We start from the raw sequence: 18455 nt of genomic DNA, 5'->3' as shown, positions 1-18455 counted from the left end.
CCTAAAAGCGCTTCATTAGCGGTTGCATTCCAAAGTCGTTGGCGGAATGGGGCGGACCATGACCCTCTTCGGTGAACAGACGCGGCGCTTGCGGGCGCGACTCGGGGCGGTGGTCATGGCGCCGGTTCATCTCCTGCAACTGGTGACATCCGCCAAGAGTTTCCTCGACAATCCGATCGTCGGTTCGCGCCGGTTGAACCGCTTGGGCCTGCACGTCGCGCGGGTCAGGGCCGCGGCGCTGCTCTGTGCGTGGCGCCGGCGGCGGCTCGCGCACCGCGTCCGCGACGACTGGCGCGACGCGTTCGACCGCGACGGTTTCGTCGTCATCCGCGATGCGGTCGCGCCCGCCGAGTTCGCCGCCCTGCGCGCCGCTATCCTGGCCTTTGAGGGGCCGGCGCGCGAAATGCGGCAGGGCGATGCGATCACGCGCAGGCTGGCCATCGACCCCGCCATGCTGAGCGCGATCCCGGCGCTGCGGGCGCTGCTCGCCCGCAAGGATCTGACCGCTCTGTTCCATTATGTCGCGAGCTTCCGCACTACGCCGCTGCACTATATCCAGACGATCGTCAGCAACGATGGCGGCGATGCGCGCGACCCGCAGGAAGTATTGCACGCGGACAGCTTTCACGCCTCGCTCAAAGCCTGGCTGTTCCTGAACCCCGTCGCCGCGGACGAGGGGCCGTTCACCTATGTTCGCGGTTCGCACCGCTTCACGGCGGAGCGCCTGGATTGGGAGTATCGCCGCAGCCTTGCCGACCCGCGCGCCATCGACCGGCTTTCGGCCCGCGGTTCGCCGCGTGTTTGGGATGACGACCTGGCCGCGATGAAGCTGGCGGCGGCAGAAGCGATGGCGGTGCCGGAGAACACGCTGGTCGTCGCGGATACGGTCGGTTTCCATGCCCGCGGCGTGTCGATGCGGCCCGGCGAGCGCGTAGAGATCTGGTCCTATGCGCGCCGCAATCCGTTTCTGCCCTGGCTGGGCGGCGACCTGCTCAGCCTGCCGGGGCTTGCCGAGCGGCGTATCGGCTGGCTGTGGGTGCTGCGCGACCGGCTGGAACGCCACATCGGCCAGCCTTGGCGGCCCGCAGGGGTCCGCAGCGCGCTCAGCGGTTTAGGCGACAGTTCAGGCGATGGCCAATGAGGTACGTCAATTGCCGACGCGACCGGTCGTGTCGTACCGGATCGAGGTATAGGGCAGCTGGAGATAATCGAGCACGGTATAGGCGGCCTTGCCGACGCCCGACCGCGATTTGCCGAAGAACAGTTCGCCGATATTGAGGCCGACGCCGACGAACAGATGGCGCTTGGGCTCGATGCCCTTTGCGCGATCCTCGAGGAGGAAGTCGGAGGCATAATAGCCGAGCTGGAGATCGAGAAAGCGCAGCGGGCTACGCTCGAGCTGCCGGAATCCGGCGCCCTTGATCGAGAACATATAGCGCTGCTGCTGGAAATGGGGCTTGCCGCTGAAGCTGTAGACATGCTCGTTGGGCACGATCTCCATCTTGAACGCGACCTTTTCCTTGAGGCCGGGGACGGTGTTGCGCAGGATCGAGAAACCCGCGCCGGCAAAATTCATCAGCGCATCCTGCGGCGACCAGCCGCTGTCAGGTTCGATGCCGTCGGACAGTTCGTTGAAGATCATCAGGCCCGACGCGATCAGTCCTGCGGTCAGCGCATCGCCTTCCGCCCCGCCGGTGCGCCGGTGGATGCGGTCGTGGAAGAATTCGGCCATCAGATAGGTGTTGAACGCGTGGGCAAGCTTGTCGACGCCGATATTGTGCGTGTCCTTGCCGAACCAGCCTTCATTGCTGAAATGAAAGGGCGCGGTGTCCTTGAACAGCTTCTGCCCGCTTGCGACGCTGAAATAGCCGAGCAGGAGCAAGGATTCGGTTTTGACCGTGCCCGCCTGCCGCCAAAAGCCCGTACGTCCGGTATCGCCGCCCGGGACATGATCGGCCCAGCCGCGTTCGGTCGCGGCCGAAGGCGGAATGGAGAGGGAGTCAGGGGTTTCGAGCGCCCCGGTGACCGAATAATCGGCGGTTTCGTGCGGTGGCTGGTCGAACCGTGCCGCGAGCAGGACCGGGTCGGCCGCGGGCTGCAATTTCCAGTCGGAGACGATGATCTCCGCCGACCCCGCGGCCGCGTCGCAGCACGGACTATTCTGATCCCCGACAAGGACCGGGCCGGTTTCGGGTGTCGGGGCCGGCACCGCGGCCGCCTCTTGCGGCAAAAGGCCGCCCGCATCGAGCGTCCCGTCGCCGTCGACCGTATGCGCCAGCGCCGGGGTGGAGAAACCGCATGCCACGGCTGCAAGAATAAGGCTGCCGTCAGGCCAGCGTTTCAACATATAGCTCGGGCTCCTGATGCGACCCGGAAACGCTGTTGCCATGGTCATATTTGATATTTCAATGCAAGATGTTCGCCTTACTCTACCGGTGACGGCTTTTGTCAACCGATGCCGCGGCCGTTTTGTCGAAGATACTCTCTTTGCTGGACGCACCACTGAGTCTCGGGTGTCATAGCGCACCGCCGAGAGAGTCATAAAAGAATTGCGGTGTGGGGCCGGGGCTCGAACAAAAGAGGGCCGCGAATGCGGCCCTGAATGCGGCAGATAACTGCCGATGGTGACCCCTACGGGACTCGAACCCGTGTTTTCGCCGTGAAAGGGCGACGTCCTAGACCGCTAGACGAAGGGGCCGTCGTTCGGTGAAGCGGCGCCTTAGACTCGCCTGCCGGTGCGGTCAAGCGCGCTGGTGGGCGCGTCGCGTAAAAATGTTGCGCTGCGGCGTATCGACCGGCTCCCACTACCCGAAAAAGCCGCGGTCAATCGGCCCAGGCGGCGTCCTCCAGATGCAGTTCGGCGGCCGGGCGGCTGCCCCAATCGTCGCGTTTGGCGCGCCCCGCGAGCCACAATTTGCGCCCGCGCGTGTTGAGCAGCGTCTGCCCGAGTTCGGTCTCGGCGCTGCGGAAGGCGATCGCCTTGAAGCGCGCGCCATCCTCGCCCGATACGATCAGGCGGACATGATCGGCGCCGACGATTCCCGATTCGACGATGCGCACCGGCCCGGTCGCGACGCGCGGCGCGGGCCAGCCGGCGCCATAGGGGCCGGCACTCTCGATCGCTTCGCACCACAGCGGCGAAATTCCGCGCGGCGCCAGGACGGCGTCGATCAGCAGCGCCTTGTCGCCGCTCGCGCGCTCGACATCGGCGGCAAGCCGGTCATTGAGGAAGGCGCCCAGCGCATCGACTTGGCCCGCGGCGACGGTCAGCCCCGCCGCCATCGCATGGCCGCCGCCGGCGACAAGCAGGCCGCTCTCCTTCGCGGCAAGGATCGCAGCGCCCAGGTCGACCCCCGAAATCGAGCGGCCCGAACCTTTGCCGATGCCGTCGTCATCAAGTGCGATGACGATCGCGGGGCGGTGCAGCCGCTCCTTCAGCCGCCCGGCGACGATGCCGATCACCCCCGGATGCCAGCCGGCGCCGGCGACGATCGCGACCGGCGCATTGCCGCACCGGCCGCTCGCCTCAATCGCTTCGTCGAGTACCGCCGCCTCGATCGCGCGGCGCTCTTCGTTCAGGCGGTTGAGTTCCAATGCGATGTCGGCCGCCTCTTGCGGGTCCGACGTCGTCAGCAGACGGACGCCGAGGTCGGATTTGCCGACGCGGCCGCCGGCGTTGATCCGCGGCCCCAGCGCGAACCCCATATCGGTCGCGCTCGGCGGCTTGGTCAGCCGCGCCGCGTCCATCAGCGCCGCCATGCCGATATTGCCGCGGCGTGCCATCACCTTCAGCCCCTGCGTCACCAGCGCGCGGTTGAAGCCGGTGAGGCGGGCGACGTCGGCGACGGTGCCCAGCGCGACGAGGTCGAGCAGGTCGATCAGTGCGGGTTCGTCGCGGCCCGCGAAATAGCTGCGGGCGCGGAGTGTGCGGAGCAGCGCGGCGCCGAGCAGGAAGGCGACGCCGACCGCGGCGAGATTGCCGTGGATCGCGGCGTCGGGCACCTCGTCGAGCCGGTTCGGATTGACCAGCGCGAAGGCTTCGGGAAGGCTGGTCGCGCATTGATGATGATCGACGACGATCACCTCGACCCCGGCCGCCTTGGCCTCGGCGATCGCGTCGAACGCCTGCGCGCCGCAATCGACCGTGACGACCAGCTTCGATCCCGCCTCGCCGATCTTGACCAGCGCGGCGCCCGAGGGGCCATAGCCTTCCATCAGCCGGTCGGGGATATAGGCGCCGACCGGCAGGCCCAGCGCGCGCAGCAGGCGGACGAGCAGCGCGGCCGAGGTCGCGCCATCGACGTCATAATCGCCGAAGATCGTCACCGCCTCGCGCGCTTCGACCGCATCCGCGAGCCGCGCCGCGGCGGCGTCCATGTCGCGGAACAGCGAGGGGTCGGGCATGAAACTGCGCAAGGTCGGGTTGCGCTGGCGGTCGAGGTCGTCGCGCGCCACCCCGCGCGCGAGCAGCAATTGGGTGACCAGATCGTCGGGGGCGAGATTCTCCGACGCCATGTCGGCGCTCGCGCGGCGCCAGCGCCACGGCTGGCCGGCGATCGAGCGGGTGATGCCGAGGGCCGCGTCGCTCATGCCTTGGCTCCTTGCCGCGTGCGTGCGGCGAGGATGCGGAGGCGCAAGTCCTTTGCGGTATCGAGCGGGATCGCCGGAATCTCGTGGCTTGCCAGTGCGCTGCCGCCGGGGACACCGAAGACAAGCGTCGCGAGGCCGAGCGGGCGCAGGATGAAATCACTCTTGAGGTCGACGCTCTGCACCGATGCGTGCGGCAGCAAGGTCAGCTTGGGTTTCCACCAGCCGCGGCGGATCGCGACCATCTCGCCCACATCGGTCCAGCGATGAAAGCGGGTGCCGAACAGCGATGTCGCAGCGATGAGCGCCCCCGCGACCGGGCCCAGCCAGCCGGCCGGCTGCCCGAGCGACAGCGCGATGGTGCCGCCGATCGTCGCGCAAGCAGCGCCGATGAGTCCGCCGAGCGCGACGATGCGGTGGCTGTGCTGCCATGGCTGATCGTCGCCCGGCCGGTCGATCGCCACTTCGGCTAGCACGGGCTCGATGGCATTCAGCCGCGCGAAGGGCACGACCTGATGGTCCTTTTCGGTCGCACCGTCGCTCGCCAGGCTTTGCAGGCGCAATTCGTGCCAGCCGAAACGGCGGCGCAGCCAGCCGGTGGTGACGATTGCCGCCTGCACGCGGCGCACCGGAACCGCGACGTCGGTGCGCGTCGTCAGGCCGCGGGTGCGGCGCAGCGCGCGCGGTTCGCGGGTCAGGCGGAAATCCCAGTTGGCGAAGATCATCGTCGCGATGCCGCTGGCGAATCCGATGAGGAGGAGCGACAGCAGCGCGCCGACCCCAGCGATCCAGCGGTGCGCGACGACCCATTGGTCGAGGCCGTAATCCTCGGCGATGTCGATCCAGTCCAAGGGATTGAAGATGTTGAAGTCGAAGGGCAGCAGATTATCGAACAGCTGCATGGCCGCGCCGACCACTGCGAGTGCGGCGAGCGAGAAGTTGAACAAGCCCGCAGTCAGCAACTGGCGCGGCCCCATTGCGAACAGCAGCCGGTCCTCGCTTGCGGCGGCGGCAGCAGGGGCAGCGTCTTCCGCCGGTGCCGCGCCGGCGGCGGTTTCGCTGCGGTGCGCGCGGATCGTCGTGCGCAGCGCCTGCGCGGCATCGACGGCGATCGCATCGAGGTTGGCGTCATTTTCCTTGCCGCCCGCGCCGGTTTCGAATCCGACCTTGGCGATGCCGAGCGCGCGCGAGGCGAGCCCCTGTTCGATGCTGACGTCCTGGATGCGGTCGAACGGAATGGTGCGGTGCTGGCGCGAAAAGACGCCGCTTTCGATCACCACTTCGTCGGCGCCGACCGCAAAGCGGAAGCGCAGCCAGTGAAGCCATGCGGCGATCAGCGAAAGCAGGATGAAGGCAAGGATCGCGGGGACGATATAGACCCAGTTGCCCGTGAAGCCGAGCGCCGCGACCGCCGGCAGGAAGTTGAGCGACTTCGGCCCCAGCGCGACGATCGCGAGCGCGAGCGTTGCGGGATGCAGCCGCTGCCAGTGCGGCTCTGCGTCGGGCGCGGCGAGGGCGGCGGTTTCGTTCATGCGAAATCGGTCTGGATATGGCGGCGGATCGTCTCGCGCATCGCGGCCGCCAGGTCGGCGTGCAGGCCGGGCAGGGTCACCATGCTGTTGTGCGTGCCCGACGTGTGGACGACCAGATGCGACAGGCCGAACCAGCGCTCGATCGGCCCCTGCCCGACGTCGATATGCTGGACGCGGACGAAGGGCACGATGGTGTCGGTGCGAAACAGCCAGCCGCGCGCGACGCGGAGCTGCCCCTCGCCGATCTTGAAGCCCCAGCGCTGCGCGCGGCGGGCGGGGAAAGTCGCGACCGCAAAGGCCGCGAGCAGCCAGGCGAGCGTCGTGACCAGCCCGAAGGGCGCCCCGATCCTGGGCATGACGAAATAGTCGAACACGCTCGCGGAGATCGCGAGCGGCACCATGTTGAGCGCCGTTGTGATGCGCAGGACGTGGCCATAAGCCGGATCGATCGGATCGAGCCCCTCGCTGGCGTTGAGCGCGTCGGGAGCAAAGGGGTCGGTGGGCGGCGCGGGATTGTCGGTCATGATCCTTCGTTAGTCGTTCGAACCCCTAGGGGACAACAATATTGAAGCGCGGGTCGGCGGGCGGATGGAGCGCGAACCACGACAGGAACGCCGCGCGGTCGCCGTCGATCCTGATCGCGCCCGACTGCAGCAGCGCGGGAAACTGCGCTTGGCCGAGCATGACGTCATCGAGTGTCGCCCGGTCGATGGTGATCGTCGCAGCGGGCCTGGCGTCGGTCACCCCGTAGCGCGGGAATTCGACCCCGCCGCCGACGACCACCGCCACCGCTTCCTTGCTGTCGGGCAGGATGAACTGGAATGTGCCTTTGATTGTCGTTCCCTTCGCGGCATCGAAGCGCGTCGCGAGCGCGTCGAAGAAGACCGCGGTCGGGATCGCGCCGACGAAGCTGCGGCTCTGGCCATTGCCCGACAGATTGTCGGTCGCGGTGCCGCGCAAGCTGGCCGCGCCGGCGAGATAATAGTTGCGCCACGCGCCTGATTCCGCCTGATAACCAAGCTGGTCATAGGCCGAGGCCAGCGCCGCGCGCGCTTCGCCATTGCCGGGTTCGGCAAAGACCAGCTTGTTCAAAAGCTCGGCCGCCCAGCGATAGTCGCCCGCCGCGATCGCCGCCTTGCCCGCCGCCAGCAGCTTGCCGGCGCCGCCGGCGAGCGCGACATATTTGGGCGCCGACTGTTCGGGCGGCAGCGGGTTGAAGTTCGCCGGATTGCCGTCCCACCAGCCGAAATAGCGCTGGTACGTCGCCTTCATGTCGTGATTGAGTGTGCCATAATAGCCGCGGGTCGAGAAATCGGCTCCCTGCACCGGCGCCTCGGCGGTCTGGTCGGCCAGTTCGTGCAAGGTCGCGCCGCGATTGGCGAGGAACAAGGTGCGGTCATGGACATAGCGATAGGCGTCGCGCTGGTTCGCCAGCAATGCGCTCACCTCGCCCGCCCCCCATGTCGGCCAATGGTGCGATGCCATCGCGACCTCCGCCTGGCCGCCCCATTTGAGCAGCATCGCGTCGATCACCTTCGACCAGCGCAGCGCATCGCGCACCTGTGCGCCGCGCAGGGTCAGGATATTGTGGAGATTATGCGTGACGACCTCGGTCGTATGGAGCGCCTTGTACGCCGGGATATAGAAGACGAATTCCGACGGCGCCTCGGTCCCGCCCGCGTTGAGGAAATCGAAGGCGAGGCCGTCGATCGTCAGCGTGCCGCCGGTCGCGGCGACCGTCTCGGTCGGCTCCATATAGCCGATCGTGCCCGACGACAGTTTCGGCCCCAGCCCGGTGTCGACTTGCCCGGCCGGCCCCGGCGGCAGGATCGAACCGAACATATAGAGCGCACGCCGCCCCATCGCGCCGCCGGCGAGGACGTTTTCGGACGTCGCTTCCTCCGAAAAGCCGTGCGGTGCGATGATGCGGTTCTTGTCCCTTTTGACCTGCTCGGCGTTCACGATGCCGCCGACGCCGCCGAAATGGTCGCTGTGGCTATGGCTGAAAATCACCGCACGGATCGGCAGCTTCGACGATTTCACCTCGACCGTATCGGCGAACAGCTTCCAGCCGGCCGCGGCGGCTTCTTCGGAGAGCAAGGGGTCGACGACGATCCAGCCGGTCTTGCCGCGGATGATCGTCATCACCGATATGTCATAGCCGCGCAGCTGCCAGATCTTGCCCGGCACGACCTCGAACAGGCCATGGACGGCGTTGAGCCGCGCCTGCCGCCACAGCGACGGATTGACGGTGTCGGGGGCCTGCTTCGCGTCGAGGAACGCATAAGGCCGGCGATCCCACACGGTCCGGCCATCCTTGCCCATGATAACCCCGCCGGGAATCTCGGCGACCCTGCCGCGCATCACATTCGCCTCGTCGCGCGGGTCGGCGAGCGGCAGCCGCTTTGCAATCGCGGTCTGGGCGGCACGCGTCGCCTCGCTTGCGGCATCCTGCGCGACCGCCGCGAACGGCAGGCAGCTGGCGAGCAGCACGGTGGTCAGTCGGTGCATGATGATCTCCCCCCTGTTTGCCGCAGAGCTTGCGCCGCATGTGCGAGCTTGGCAAGCATCGCCGGATGGAGAGCGAACCCCGGTTGATGATCGTCTGGCACAGCCGCACGGGCGGTAGCGAGGCGCTTGCGCGCGCCGCCGCCGCGGGAGCGGGGGCCGCGAAGCTGGTCGCTGCGGACGACGTCACGCCGCGCGCGTTGCTGGCGGCCGGCGGCTACCTGTTCGTCGGCCCCGAAAATCTCGCCGCGCTATCGGGGGCGATGAAGGAGATGTTCGATCGCTGTTATTATCCGTGCCTCGGGAAACTCGAGGGCCGGCCCTATGCGACGATCGTCTGTGCGGGATCGGACGGCGACAGCGCCCAGCGCCAGCTCGACCGCATCGCGACCGGCTGGCGGCTGAAACGCGTCGCCGATCCGATCATCGTGAACACCGGGGCGCAGACGCCCGAGGCGATTCTGGCGCCGAAGACGATCGCACCGGGTCGCTTGGCCGAAGCGCATGATCTGGGTGCAGCGCTCGCCGAAGGGCTGGCGGCGGGGATTTTTTGACCAGCTTCGCCGGGAACGGCGACGTCGGTTTTGGGGTGGGGAGTTGCCATTCGCTAACCATCCATAACCGTCGCCCCCGCGAAGGCGGGGGCCGCAATCGGCCGAGCGCAAGGTTGCCAGCGGCCCCCGCCTTCGCGGGGGCGACGGTTATTTGGCTAGCGTCCGCTTCCGGCTGCAACCAACCGGAACCAGTCATTCGCGTCCTATATGCGCACATTCAGGCCAAGCTTCCGATACCGGCCGGTTCAGCTACGCTCACCCTTTCCGTCCGGCCTGCCGAACCATCGGGTCATGGCTTCGGTTGCTTCCGCCCGGCCGGGTGCGGTTTCGCTGGCCCAGGCGACGATGCCGTCGGGGCGTATCAGCAACGCACTGAAGCCCGGCCGATCCCCGGTGCGCCCCGCGACATAGTGAATCCGGCCGGTCCAGCGCCCGGCGAGCGTACGCAAGGGTTCCCCGGGGTCAAAGTCGATCAACACCCCCTTGCCGTCCGCGAGCAGCGCCGTGAGCCCGGTTCCGCCCGCCAGTTCGAAATCGGGGGCGCTGCACCCGACGAGCGGGTGATCGCTGTCCAGATCATAGCGGAGCGAGACGCCCCAGACGCGAGCGGCAAAATAAGTGGCTCCGTCGCGCGTGTCGATGAGATCGCGGATGATCGCTTCGAGCGCGCGGGCACCCCGGTCCGGCCGCATGAGCGCGACCTGAGCGCGCGACCAGTCGAGGATTTGCGCCCCCACCGGATGTCTTTCGGCGGCATAGCTGTCGAGCAGGTCCGCCGGCGCATCGCCGCGGATCGTCGCGGCGAGCTTCCATCCGAGATTCATCGCGTCGCCGAGCCCGAGATTGAGCCCCTGGCCGCCCAAGGGGGAATGGATGTGCGCGGCGTCACCCGCGAGCAGCAAGCGCCCCGCGCGATATGTCGCGGCCTGACAGGCGCGGTCGGTCCAGGTGGTGGCGAGGGTAAGCGCGGTCACGGTGACATCGGTGCCCGAGATGCGGCGCAGCACTGTTTGCACATGGCCGCGCGTGATTGGCTGCGTCCGGTGGAAGGCGCCGGCGTCGAAATCGACCATCGCGATCGTCCCCGGCGCGGCATAGGTGTACATGCCAAACGGCGTGTAATGGCGGCCGGGTTCGAGCTGTTCGGGGTCGGCCATCTCGACTTGCACCGAATAGCCGGTGAATTCGGGACCGGTGCCGGTGAACGCGAAGCCGCCAGCCTTGCGAACGACGCTGCGTCCGCCGTCGCAGCCGACAAGCCAGCGCGTGTGAAACGTCTTGCCGCCGGCGCGGACGGTCACGATGTCGTCCGACGCATCGCAGCCTTCGACGCCGATCCCGCGACGGATATCGGCGCCCAGCGCGGCCGCACGTGCGGCGAGGATCGATTCGATATGCTCCATCGTGACCGCCATGCTGGTGTCGGCGATACCCTGCGTGCGATATGGCCACTGCGCGGTGTCGACGCGGTCGTTGTAAAATTGAATGCCCGCGAAATGCCCGCCGGGGCGGCGTGGTTGCCCAGCCCAGTGCGCGGCGGCGTTGCCGCCCGGGCCATTGCTGGCAGGGCGCGGCTGCGCGATATCGCCCAGAAGCCCGCGGCGCGCGAAGGCTTCGATGGTCGGCGCTGAAAGGCCGCGCAGGCCGAACGGAAGGCGCTTGAGCGGAGAGCCCGGATCCTGGGCTTCTTTAAGCACCAGGACCGATATACCCGCGAGGCGCAATTCGCAGGCGAGAAACAGGCCGACCGGGCCGGCGCCGGCGATCACGACATCGTGGATCGGGGAATAAGGGAAAGGCATGAACTACTCCTGTTCGGTGTTCGACCGGAGCAGTTCGTCGATTCGGGAACCACACGGACGAACAGCGGGCGCCGGGCGGCGTCCGATATTCGTCGTGGGACTCATGCGCGAAGCATGGACAGAGCTTCCGTTTTTTCGGAAGGACCTGGGCTGGACCACACCAGATCTGCCTTTTTCGACACGGGCTATGTAATGCCGCCGCAGCCGATCCGCAACGGCCACGGTTTCGCGATCGATTTAGGTCATTCGGGAAGGGACACGGCTAATCCCGGCGCGGCGGATTACACCCCGACCTCGCCCATGACCCGCGTGGCGCCTCACCCTGCGCGATGTTCGCCCTTCACCCAGCGCACGGTGCCCGACGAAGCGCGCATGACGACGGTCTCGGTCGTCATGACGCCGTCGCGGCGATGCTTGACCCCGCGCAGCAGCGAGCCGTCGGTGACGCCGGTCGCGGCGAAGATGACGTCGCCCTTGGCCAGGTCTTCAAGGTCGTAGACACGGTTGAGATCCTCGACGCCCCATTTGGCGGCGCGCTTGCGCTCGTCGTCGTTGCGAAACAGCAGGCGGCCCTTGAACTGGCCGCCGACGCAGCGCAGCGCCGCCGCGGCGAGCACGCCCTCGGGCGCGCCGCCCGATCCCATATAGATGTCGATATTGGTTTCGGGGTTGGTCGTCGCAATCACGCCCGCGACGTCGCCGTCGGGGATCAGCGCGACGCCGCAGCCGAGCGAGCGCAGCTCGGCGATCATTGCTTCGTGGCGCGGGCGGTCGAGCACGCACACCATGATCTCTTTCGCGCTGCAGCCCTTCTCGCGCGCGACCGCTTCGACATTCTCGCGGATGCTGTTGTCGAAATTGACGATGTTCGGCGAATAGCCGGCGCCGACCGCGAGCTTGTCCATATAGACGTCGGGGGCGTTGAGCAGGCAGCCTTCCTCGGCGATCGCCAGCACCGCGAGCGCGTTGGGGCCGGCCTTGGCGGTGATCGTCGTGCCTTCGAGCGGATCGACCGCGATATCGATCTTCGGGCCCTTGCCCGGCGCGTTGCCGACCTTTTCGCCGATATACAGCATCGGGGCCTCGTCGCGCTCGCCTTCGCCGATCACGATGGTGCCGTCCATATAGAGCGTGTTGAACGCGGTACGCATCGCTTCGACGGCGGCGGCATCGGCCGCCTTCTCGTCGCCGCGGCCAATCAGCTTCGCCGCCGCGATCGCGGCGGCTTCGGTGACGCGCACCATTTCGAGCACGAGCACCCGGTCGAGGTTGCTGCTGTTCGTCATCCGATATTCTCCGTTTTCGCTATTGCCTTGCCGCCCCTGTCGGGCATGGTGCGGCCCATATGGCCGGTCGCACCGCTTGTCGAGGATGCTTCGCCCGATTCGGAGCGGCTTTTGCCGCGTTGTGCGTCATGGCGATGACGATGCCGGGGATGGCGGGCGCGCAGGTCCAGGGGCCCCCGGCACCGCCCAAACCGCGCAACGCCGAAACCGCCGCCGCCAATGCCAAGGAGATGGTCGACCCGATCCGGCGCTGCAAACCCGCCGAAGACGGCTCGATCACGGTTTGCGGCACCGACACCGAACGCCACCGCCTGTCGCCCGAATTGCGCGCGATCGCAGGCATCGGCAAGTCGAAGAAGGACAGCGTTCCGCATGCTGCGGCGCAGGCGATGACCCTCGACAAACTACCCCATAACTGGATTTCGATCGGCGGCCGGATGAAGCCGGGGCCTGAATATAACGAGCAATATGAACGGGTGAAGCGCGCGACCGACCCCGAAACGGGTACGCCGGCGCCGCCCGAAGAGGAACCCTAAAGCGCGAGGATCGGCATGTGCATCGGCGCGCCGACGACATGCTCCGACGCGGCGAGGATGGCGAGCGCGTCGCGGATCGCGCTGGCGGGGCCTTCGTGGGTGACCAGCACGATGACGACGCCATCGCCGTCCTCGCTGCCGCGCTGGATCAGGCTTTCGATCGACACGCCCGCATCGCGCATCGCGGTCGCGATCTCGGCGAGCACGCCGATCCGGTCCTCGACGATCAGGCGGACATAATGTTTGCCGATTCGCGCCCCGGCATCGGCGACCGGCGCCTGATCCAGCGCGTCGACCGGCATCGCGAAGGCGGGGCCATATTCATCGCGCGCGATATCGATGATGTCGGCGACGATCGCCGAAGCCGTCGGTCCCGCGCCGGCGCCCGCGCCTTCGAAGAACAGGCGGCCGACGAAATTGCCCTCGGCGACGACGGCGTTCAGGGCGCCGGGGACGTAGGCGAGCGGATGGTCGGCGGGAACGAGGCACGGCTGGACATGCTGATAAAGGCCCCCGCCTTCTTTGGCGCCGTCGCGTTCGGCCATGCCGATCAGGCGGACGCGGTGGCCCAGCGCCTCGGCTTCGCGGATGTCGGCGGCGATCAGGCCCCGGATGCCGTCGGCGGTGACCGCGCCGATGTCGAGCCGGGTTCCGAAACAGAGCGCGGCGAGGATCGACAGCTTGTGCGCCGCGTCGATGCCGTCGACGTCGAACGTCGGGTCGGCTTCGGCATAGCCTTCGGCCTGCGCGGCGGCGAGGGCGTCGGCGAAGCTCGCGCCGTTCCGCTCCATCTGCGTCAGGATATAATTGCAGGTGCCGTTGAGGATGCCATAGACGCGCGCGATTTCGTTCGCCGATGCGCCTTCGCGGATCGCCTTGATCACGGGAATGCCGCCCGCGACGGCGGCTTCATATTTCAGCGGCGTGTCTTGCGCTTCGGCCAGCTTCGCGAGGTCGAGCCCGTGATGCGCGATCATCGCCTTGTTCGCGGTCACCAGCGCCTTGCCTGCGCCGAGCGTATGGCGCGCCAGCGTCAGCGCCGATCCGTCGGCGCCGCCGATCATCTCGACGACGACATCGACGTCGTCGGCGGCAACGATCGCGTCCATATCGTCTTCCCAGCGATAGGGCGACAGGTCGACGCCGCGATCCTTGTGCCGGTCGCGCGCCGACACGGCTACGATTTCGATTGCGCGTCCGGCGCGGCGCGCGATCAGGTCGCGGTTCGCCTCGAGCAGCCGGACGACGCCGCCGCCCACGACTCCGATGCCGGCGAGCGCGACGCGCAGCGGCGGACGGGGCGCATTGGGGGCGGGATGGGGCGACATGCGGACACTCCGTATAAAGGCGCGGGCCATCACCCGCCGGGTGCCAGCGCCCTATCCGCTTTTGGGAGGGAAACAAGTCCGGTGCGTGAAGAGTCTGTTCCACTGACGTGGAATCGGCGCCGGCCCGCGCCCCCTCCCGGCCTCCCCAGGTTACTATCGTCGGGGAGGCCGGGAGGGGGCGCGGGCCGGCGCCGAACTGTTTCAGCGTAGCTGAAACAGCCTCTGGGCGCACCGAAGCTGAACTTTATCCCCCGGCGGGCGGCGGGGTCCGCGTTCGCGTGCAGTCGCCCAGCGCGCCGAGCACGACGGCATAATCCGACGCGGCCTTGCGGCGCTCATCGGGGGCGGTACCGGCGAGCTTGTTCAGCGGGAGATTTCTGGGCAGGCCGCAGGCGAGTCGATACCAGGCGAGCGTACCCCGCTTCGGCACCGCGGCCGACCCGTCGACGATCTCGCCGAACGCCGCGGCCCAGCGGCGCGATCCGTCGGCGGCGGTCAGGATGGTCAGCGACACCGGCTCGCCGGTCCTGGTGTCGAGGAACAGCTGCGTCTCGCCCTCGCCGGGCAGGGTGCCCGGAACATGGAAACCGTTGGCGATGCCGGTGATTGCGGGCGGCGCCCCGGGCTTGACGAGTTCGGTCAGGATGGCGCGCAACTGCGCCTCGGTCGCCGGATCCCACAAAAGCTGGGCGTCGGGGGCGACAAGGCGGATGCTGCCGGTATTGTTGGTACCCGCTGCCGTCCCCGCGACGGGGCGGGCAAAGAGCAGGACGGGCTGCTTCTTCTTGAGCTTCGGCGCCTTGCCGTTCGCGGCCAGCGGCAAGTCGACGAGGTAGGTGATCCGCGCCGCGAGCGGCCCGGCGCCGCGAATCAGCCCGACCACGTCGGCCTCGACATAGAATCGGGCATGGCCCGCCGCGAGACCCGGCGCCCGATCGGGCTTGAGCGCCGCCGCGCTGCGAATTCGGGCGTGGACGGTCATCGGCGCGGCGGTTGCGAGATCGGCGATATCGGCATAGCTGTAGGGGCTTGCCGCGGCCGCCTCCGCAGGCGCTTGCATGGCCAAAACGTCCGGAATTCCGTGGCTTATCATGATAAGCCCGGCAATGGCGGTCGGCAAAAGCGCGCGCATGGTCAAGTCTCTTTCCATCATCTGTGACACCGGTAGCGATGTTCGAAGCCCCACCATGGGACGGGGCACATTAACCGCTGATAAAGGGTTTGCGAACTTGCCGCCACCGCGATAGGACGGGCCCGAAGCGTCCGGCAAGAACATAAACAGCCGGATGCCACGCTATCGGGTCTCGCGGAACGCATCGGAAATCATCCGGGCATTTGGCAACCGAACCCGATGGTGCGGATTGGTGTCAGGATGATCTAGCAAGGAGCGTCGTCCCTGAATGGCTTATGGTGATAATGTCGACCCTAAAAACAGGGTAGTGGCAATTGTCTTGGTTGGTCTGTTCACGGCAGTACTGGGCTATGGCCTGGTAAATGGTTTGAACATCAGTATCGTCAAGAAGCTTGCCGAAAAATTGGACGTGGTGGACGTTGAAGAGCCGCCGCCGCCGGAGGAGCCGCCTCCGCCGCCGCCGCCGGACAACAAGTTGCCGCCGCCGCCGCCGGTGGTGACGCCGCCGTCGCCGATTCCGCCGCCGGTGACGACCAACACGGTCCAGTCGGTGCCGACGCCGCCGCGGCTGCCGCCGCCGCCGGTCTACACGCCGCCGGCCCCGCCGGCCCCGCCGCCGGCTCCCGACCTTTCCCAGGCCGGTACGCCGAAGGGCAATCCGGGTCGCTGGGCGACGAACGACGACTATCCGGCACGGGCCATGCGCGAAGAGCGTGAAGGCACGACCGGTTTCCGCGTTACCTATGGTGCCGATGGCCGGATCACTTCTTGCGACGTGACGTCGTCGAGCGGCCATGCCGACCTCGATGCCGAAACCTGCAAGCTGATTCAGCGTCGCGGCCGTTTCAATCCCGGCAAGGACCGTGCGGGCAACCCCACGGGCGGGAGCTACAGCAATCGTATCCGGTGGCAGATTCCGCGCTGAGGCGCGGGGTCTCCCCACATAGTTTTGACCAAATTTTATTCTTTGAGAGGGAATAACCAGCATGTTTAATCTGATCGCAAATGCCGCCGCTGCGGCGCCGGCAGCTGCTCACGATGTCGGCCTCAGCCTGATGCCGGCGTCGATGTGCGTCAAGGAAGAGGGCCAGAACCCCTACGGTCTCGTCCCCGCTTTGTGCGAAGGCGGCATCGTGTCGCAGGTCACCTTCCTCGTCCTGCTGATCATGTTCATCGGCACGCTCTACATCCTGTTCACCAAGCTGTTCGAACAGAATAAGGTCATCGGCCAGGGCAAGGCGGTCGACGCCAATTTCTGGCGCGCCCCGACGCTCGCCGACGGTGCCGCGAAGCTCGAAAAGAACAGCGCCTATCGCCAGGTCGTCGAAGACGGCCTGCGCGCCAACGAAGAGCATAACAAGCTGACCGACCCCGTCGAAGCGCATGACTGGATGCACGGCACGCTCGAGCGTTCGCAGAACCACATCAACTCGAAGCTCAACGGCGGCCTCGCCTTCCTCGCGACCGTGGGTTCGACCGCGCCGTTCGTCGGCCTGTTCGGTACCGTTATCGGTATTCTTCGCGCCCTCGTGAAGATCGGTGCATCGGGCCAGGCCTCGATCGACACCGTTGCCGGTCCGGTCGGTGAAGCACTGATCATGACCGCCATCGGTCTGATCGTGGCGGTTCCCGCGGTGCTCGCGTTCAACTGGCTGCAGAGTCGCAACAAGTCGATCGCGCGTCGCCTCTCGACCTTCTCGAACGACGTGCTCGGTTCGATCATGTCGGGTGGCCAGGTGAAGCCGGCGGTTCTGGCCGCTCCGGCAAAGGCTGCTCCGGCCGCCGCGCCGAAGAAGGCCTGACAGGGCCGATGATTTGGATCCCCGCCCATCCGCCGCAACGGTGGGGGGCGGGGTCCGCTGGACGGGGCGGCACGCCGATGGCGGATCGCCCGGATCCATGACAGACAATTTAGTGACAGGATGCTAATCCTATGGCGATGAGTTCAGGCGCAAAGGGCGAAGATGCCCCGATGTCCGACATCAACACGACGCCGCTCGTGGATATCATGCTCGTGCTGCTCATCATCTTCCTCATCACGGTTCCCGTGGTTTTGAAGACGGTGAACCTCAAGCTGCCCGGCGTGGTTTTCGAGCCGACGACGACGAAGCCCGAAAACGTCCTTCTTTCGGTCCGCTCGGCTGATACCGACGGCGATGGCGAACCCAATCCCGAAAGCACCGCGTGCGAAGTCTATTGGGGCCAGACCCCGGTCGATTCGCGCCAGCTGCTCGAAAAGGGACAGGACAAGCTGAAGCAGCTTCTCGAAGATATCGGCGGTCCGCAGAATATCACCGAGGAAAATTTCCCCGAAGTGCACATTCGCGGCGACATCAACACGCCGTACCAGTGCATCGGCGGCGTGATCTACACGATGCAATATGCCGGTTTCCAGAAGATCGGGTTCATTTCCGAACCGGCTGCCGGCTCGGGTACGCTGGGCCGTCTCTAAGGCGCCGGTCCACACAGGAATGAAGGAATAATCCTATGTCCATGGCCGTTGGCGATCGGGACGACAATGAACCGATGATGGAAATGAACACGACGCCGCTCATCGACGTCATGCTCGTGCTCCTCATCATGTTCATCATCACCCTTCCGGTCCAGACCCACGCGGTGAAGATCGACTTGCCGGTTCCGACCGACACCAAGAACAATGTCGATCCGGAAAAGAACAAGGTCATGATCGATCCCGCGGGAACGATCACTTGGAACGGCGCACCGGTCGACCTGGCGCAGCTCGCGAACTATCTCGAGCAGACCAAGGCGTTGCCGGTCGAGCCTGAACTGCAGGTTCAGCCCGATCCCTTCGCGCGTTATTTCGTCGTCGACAATGTCATGGCGGTGATCAAGCGCAGCGGTGTCGGCAAGCTGGGTTTTGTCGGCAACGAACAATATGGACGCGTTTTCTGATCATCGATCTGGAACGTGTCTGACGGAAAGGGCCGCGAAGCAATTCGCGGCCCTTTTCCTTTCGGGCGCGGGTAAAATACGGGGTCGGGGTGTCCGGCCTGGGTTGGAAGCGGACCTTTTCTTACCACGTCACCCCGGACTTGATCCGGGGTCCCGCTTGAAGTCGAAAACTGCCGGGCCCTTAAAAGCGGGATCCCGGGTCAAGCCCGGGATGACGAAAAAGGACAGGAAACTACCGTTACGAATATGTCGTCCCGGCCTCCGCCGCGATGGCGGC

The 18455-nt window shown here is 66.6% G+C and carries 16 protein-coding genes and 1 tRNA gene; 7 read left to right on the top strand and 10 right to left on the bottom strand.

Features of this window, described 5'->3' with window-relative positions; genetic code table 11:
* Positions 1-115: 115 nt before the first annotated feature.
* Positions 116-1141: a phytanoyl-CoA dioxygenase family protein gene (locus FHR22_RS16765; RefSeq protein WP_166945074.1), complete on the top strand. Its 1026-nt coding sequence runs from the start codon at positions 116-118 to the stop codon at positions 1139-1141.
* 6 nt (positions 1142-1147) lie between these two features.
* Here the strand turns inward: FHR22_RS16765 and FHR22_RS16760 are convergent, their stop codons facing one another.
* The 6 genes from FHR22_RS16760 to FHR22_RS16740 form a co-directional block, all read right to left on the bottom strand.
* Positions 1148-2347 carry a DUF2279 domain-containing protein gene (locus tag FHR22_RS16760; protein ID WP_166944845.1) on the bottom strand — a complete coding sequence of 400 codons (1200 nt, stop codon included), beginning with the start codon at positions 2345-2347 and terminating at the stop codon, positions 1148-1150.
* Positions 2348-2622: 275 nt separating this feature from the next.
* Positions 2623-2698 (bottom strand) — tRNA-Glu (locus FHR22_RS16755).
* Positions 2699-2823: 125 nt separating this feature from the next.
* A complete protein-coding gene (recJ, locus tag FHR22_RS16750) occupies positions 2824-4590 on the bottom strand; it encodes a single-stranded-DNA-specific exonuclease RecJ (protein ID WP_166944844.1) in 1767 nt (588 codons plus the stop codon).
* Entirely contained in the window at positions 4587-6119 is a 1533-nt protein-coding gene (locus FHR22_RS16745; protein ID WP_243853795.1) for a PH domain-containing protein, read from the bottom strand. Before FHR22_RS16745 ends, recJ begins: the two co-directional genes overlap by 4 nt.
* A complete protein-coding gene (locus tag FHR22_RS22395; RefSeq protein WP_243853794.1) occupies positions 6116-6643 on the bottom strand; it encodes a PH domain-containing protein in 528 nt (175 codons plus the stop codon). Before FHR22_RS22395 ends, FHR22_RS16745 begins: the two co-directional genes overlap by 4 nt.
* 25 nt (positions 6644-6668) lie before the next feature.
* A complete protein-coding gene (locus tag FHR22_RS16740) occupies positions 6669-8630 on the bottom strand; it encodes an alkyl/aryl-sulfatase (RefSeq protein WP_166944843.1) in 1962 nt (653 codons plus the stop codon).
* Positions 8631-8695: 65 nt separating this feature from the next.
* Between FHR22_RS16740 and FHR22_RS16735 the strand changes: the two genes are divergently transcribed.
* Complete coding sequence (locus tag FHR22_RS16735) at positions 8696-9181, top strand: flavodoxin family protein (protein WP_166944842.1); 486 nt, start codon at positions 8696-8698, stop codon at positions 9179-9181.
* Between the two features lie 245 nt (positions 9182-9426).
* Here FHR22_RS16735 and FHR22_RS16730 read toward each other — a convergent pair whose 3' ends face one another.
* Positions 9427-10983, bottom strand: coding sequence for an FAD-dependent monooxygenase (locus FHR22_RS16730; RefSeq protein WP_166944841.1), 1557 nt, complete (start codon positions 10981-10983; stop codon positions 9427-9429).
* A 317-nt stretch (positions 10984-11300) separates the two neighbouring features.
* Positions 11301-12269: a class II fructose-bisphosphatase gene (gene glpX, locus FHR22_RS16725; protein ID WP_166944840.1), complete on the bottom strand. Its 969-nt coding sequence runs from the start codon at positions 12267-12269 to the stop codon at positions 11301-11303.
* A 140-nt stretch (positions 12270-12409) separates the two neighbouring features.
* On the opposite strand from glpX, the gene FHR22_RS16720 reads away from it, so the two are divergent.
* Positions 12410-12805, top strand: a complete 396-nt coding sequence (locus FHR22_RS16720) for a hypothetical protein (RefSeq protein WP_243853793.1) — start codon at positions 12410-12412, stop codon at positions 12803-12805.
* On the opposite strand, the gene FHR22_RS16715 is transcribed toward FHR22_RS16720, so the two are convergent.
* Together FHR22_RS16715 and FHR22_RS16710 are read right to left on the bottom strand one after the other, a co-directional pair.
* Positions 12802-14133: a homoserine dehydrogenase gene (locus tag FHR22_RS16715; protein ID WP_166944838.1), complete on the bottom strand. Its 1332-nt coding sequence runs from the start codon at positions 14131-14133 to the stop codon at positions 12802-12804. The two genes, FHR22_RS16720 and FHR22_RS16715, sit on opposite strands and share 4 nt — an antisense overlap.
* 244 nt (positions 14134-14377) lie before the next feature.
* Entirely contained in the window at positions 14378-15193 is an 816-nt protein-coding gene (locus FHR22_RS16710) for a hypothetical protein (protein WP_243853792.1), read from the bottom strand.
* 340 nt (positions 15194-15533) lie between these two features.
* Between FHR22_RS16710 and FHR22_RS16705 the strand changes: the two genes are divergently transcribed.
* The 4 genes from FHR22_RS16705 (at position 15534) to FHR22_RS16690 (ending at position 18178) form a co-directional block, all read left to right on the top strand.
* Complete coding sequence (locus tag FHR22_RS16705; protein WP_166944837.1) at positions 15534-16190, top strand: energy transducer TonB; 657 nt, start codon at positions 15534-15536, stop codon at positions 16188-16190.
* Between the two features lie 61 nt (positions 16191-16251).
* Positions 16252-17067 (top strand): MotA/TolQ/ExbB proton channel family protein, encoded by an 816-nt coding sequence (locus tag FHR22_RS16700; RefSeq protein WP_208417766.1) that lies wholly within the window; start codon positions 16252-16254, stop codon positions 17065-17067.
* Positions 17068-17198: 131 nt separating this feature from the next.
* Positions 17199-17717 (top strand): ExbD/TolR family protein, encoded by a 519-nt coding sequence (locus tag FHR22_RS16695; RefSeq protein WP_208417765.1) that lies wholly within the window; start codon positions 17199-17201, stop codon positions 17715-17717.
* 35 nt (positions 17718-17752) lie between these two features.
* Positions 17753-18178, top strand: a complete 426-nt coding sequence (locus FHR22_RS16690; protein WP_166944836.1) for an ExbD/TolR family protein — start codon at positions 17753-17755, stop codon at positions 18176-18178.
* The last annotated feature ends 277 nt before the right edge of the window (positions 18179-18455 follow it).

This window comes from Sphingopyxis panaciterrae (assembly GCF_011762125.1).
Lineage (GTDB): Bacteria > Pseudomonadota > Alphaproteobacteria > Sphingomonadales > Sphingomonadaceae > Sphingopyxis > Sphingopyxis panaciterrae.
Note: the sequence above shows the minus strand (reverse complement) of the source record. Positions and strands in the feature narration are given on the sequence as shown.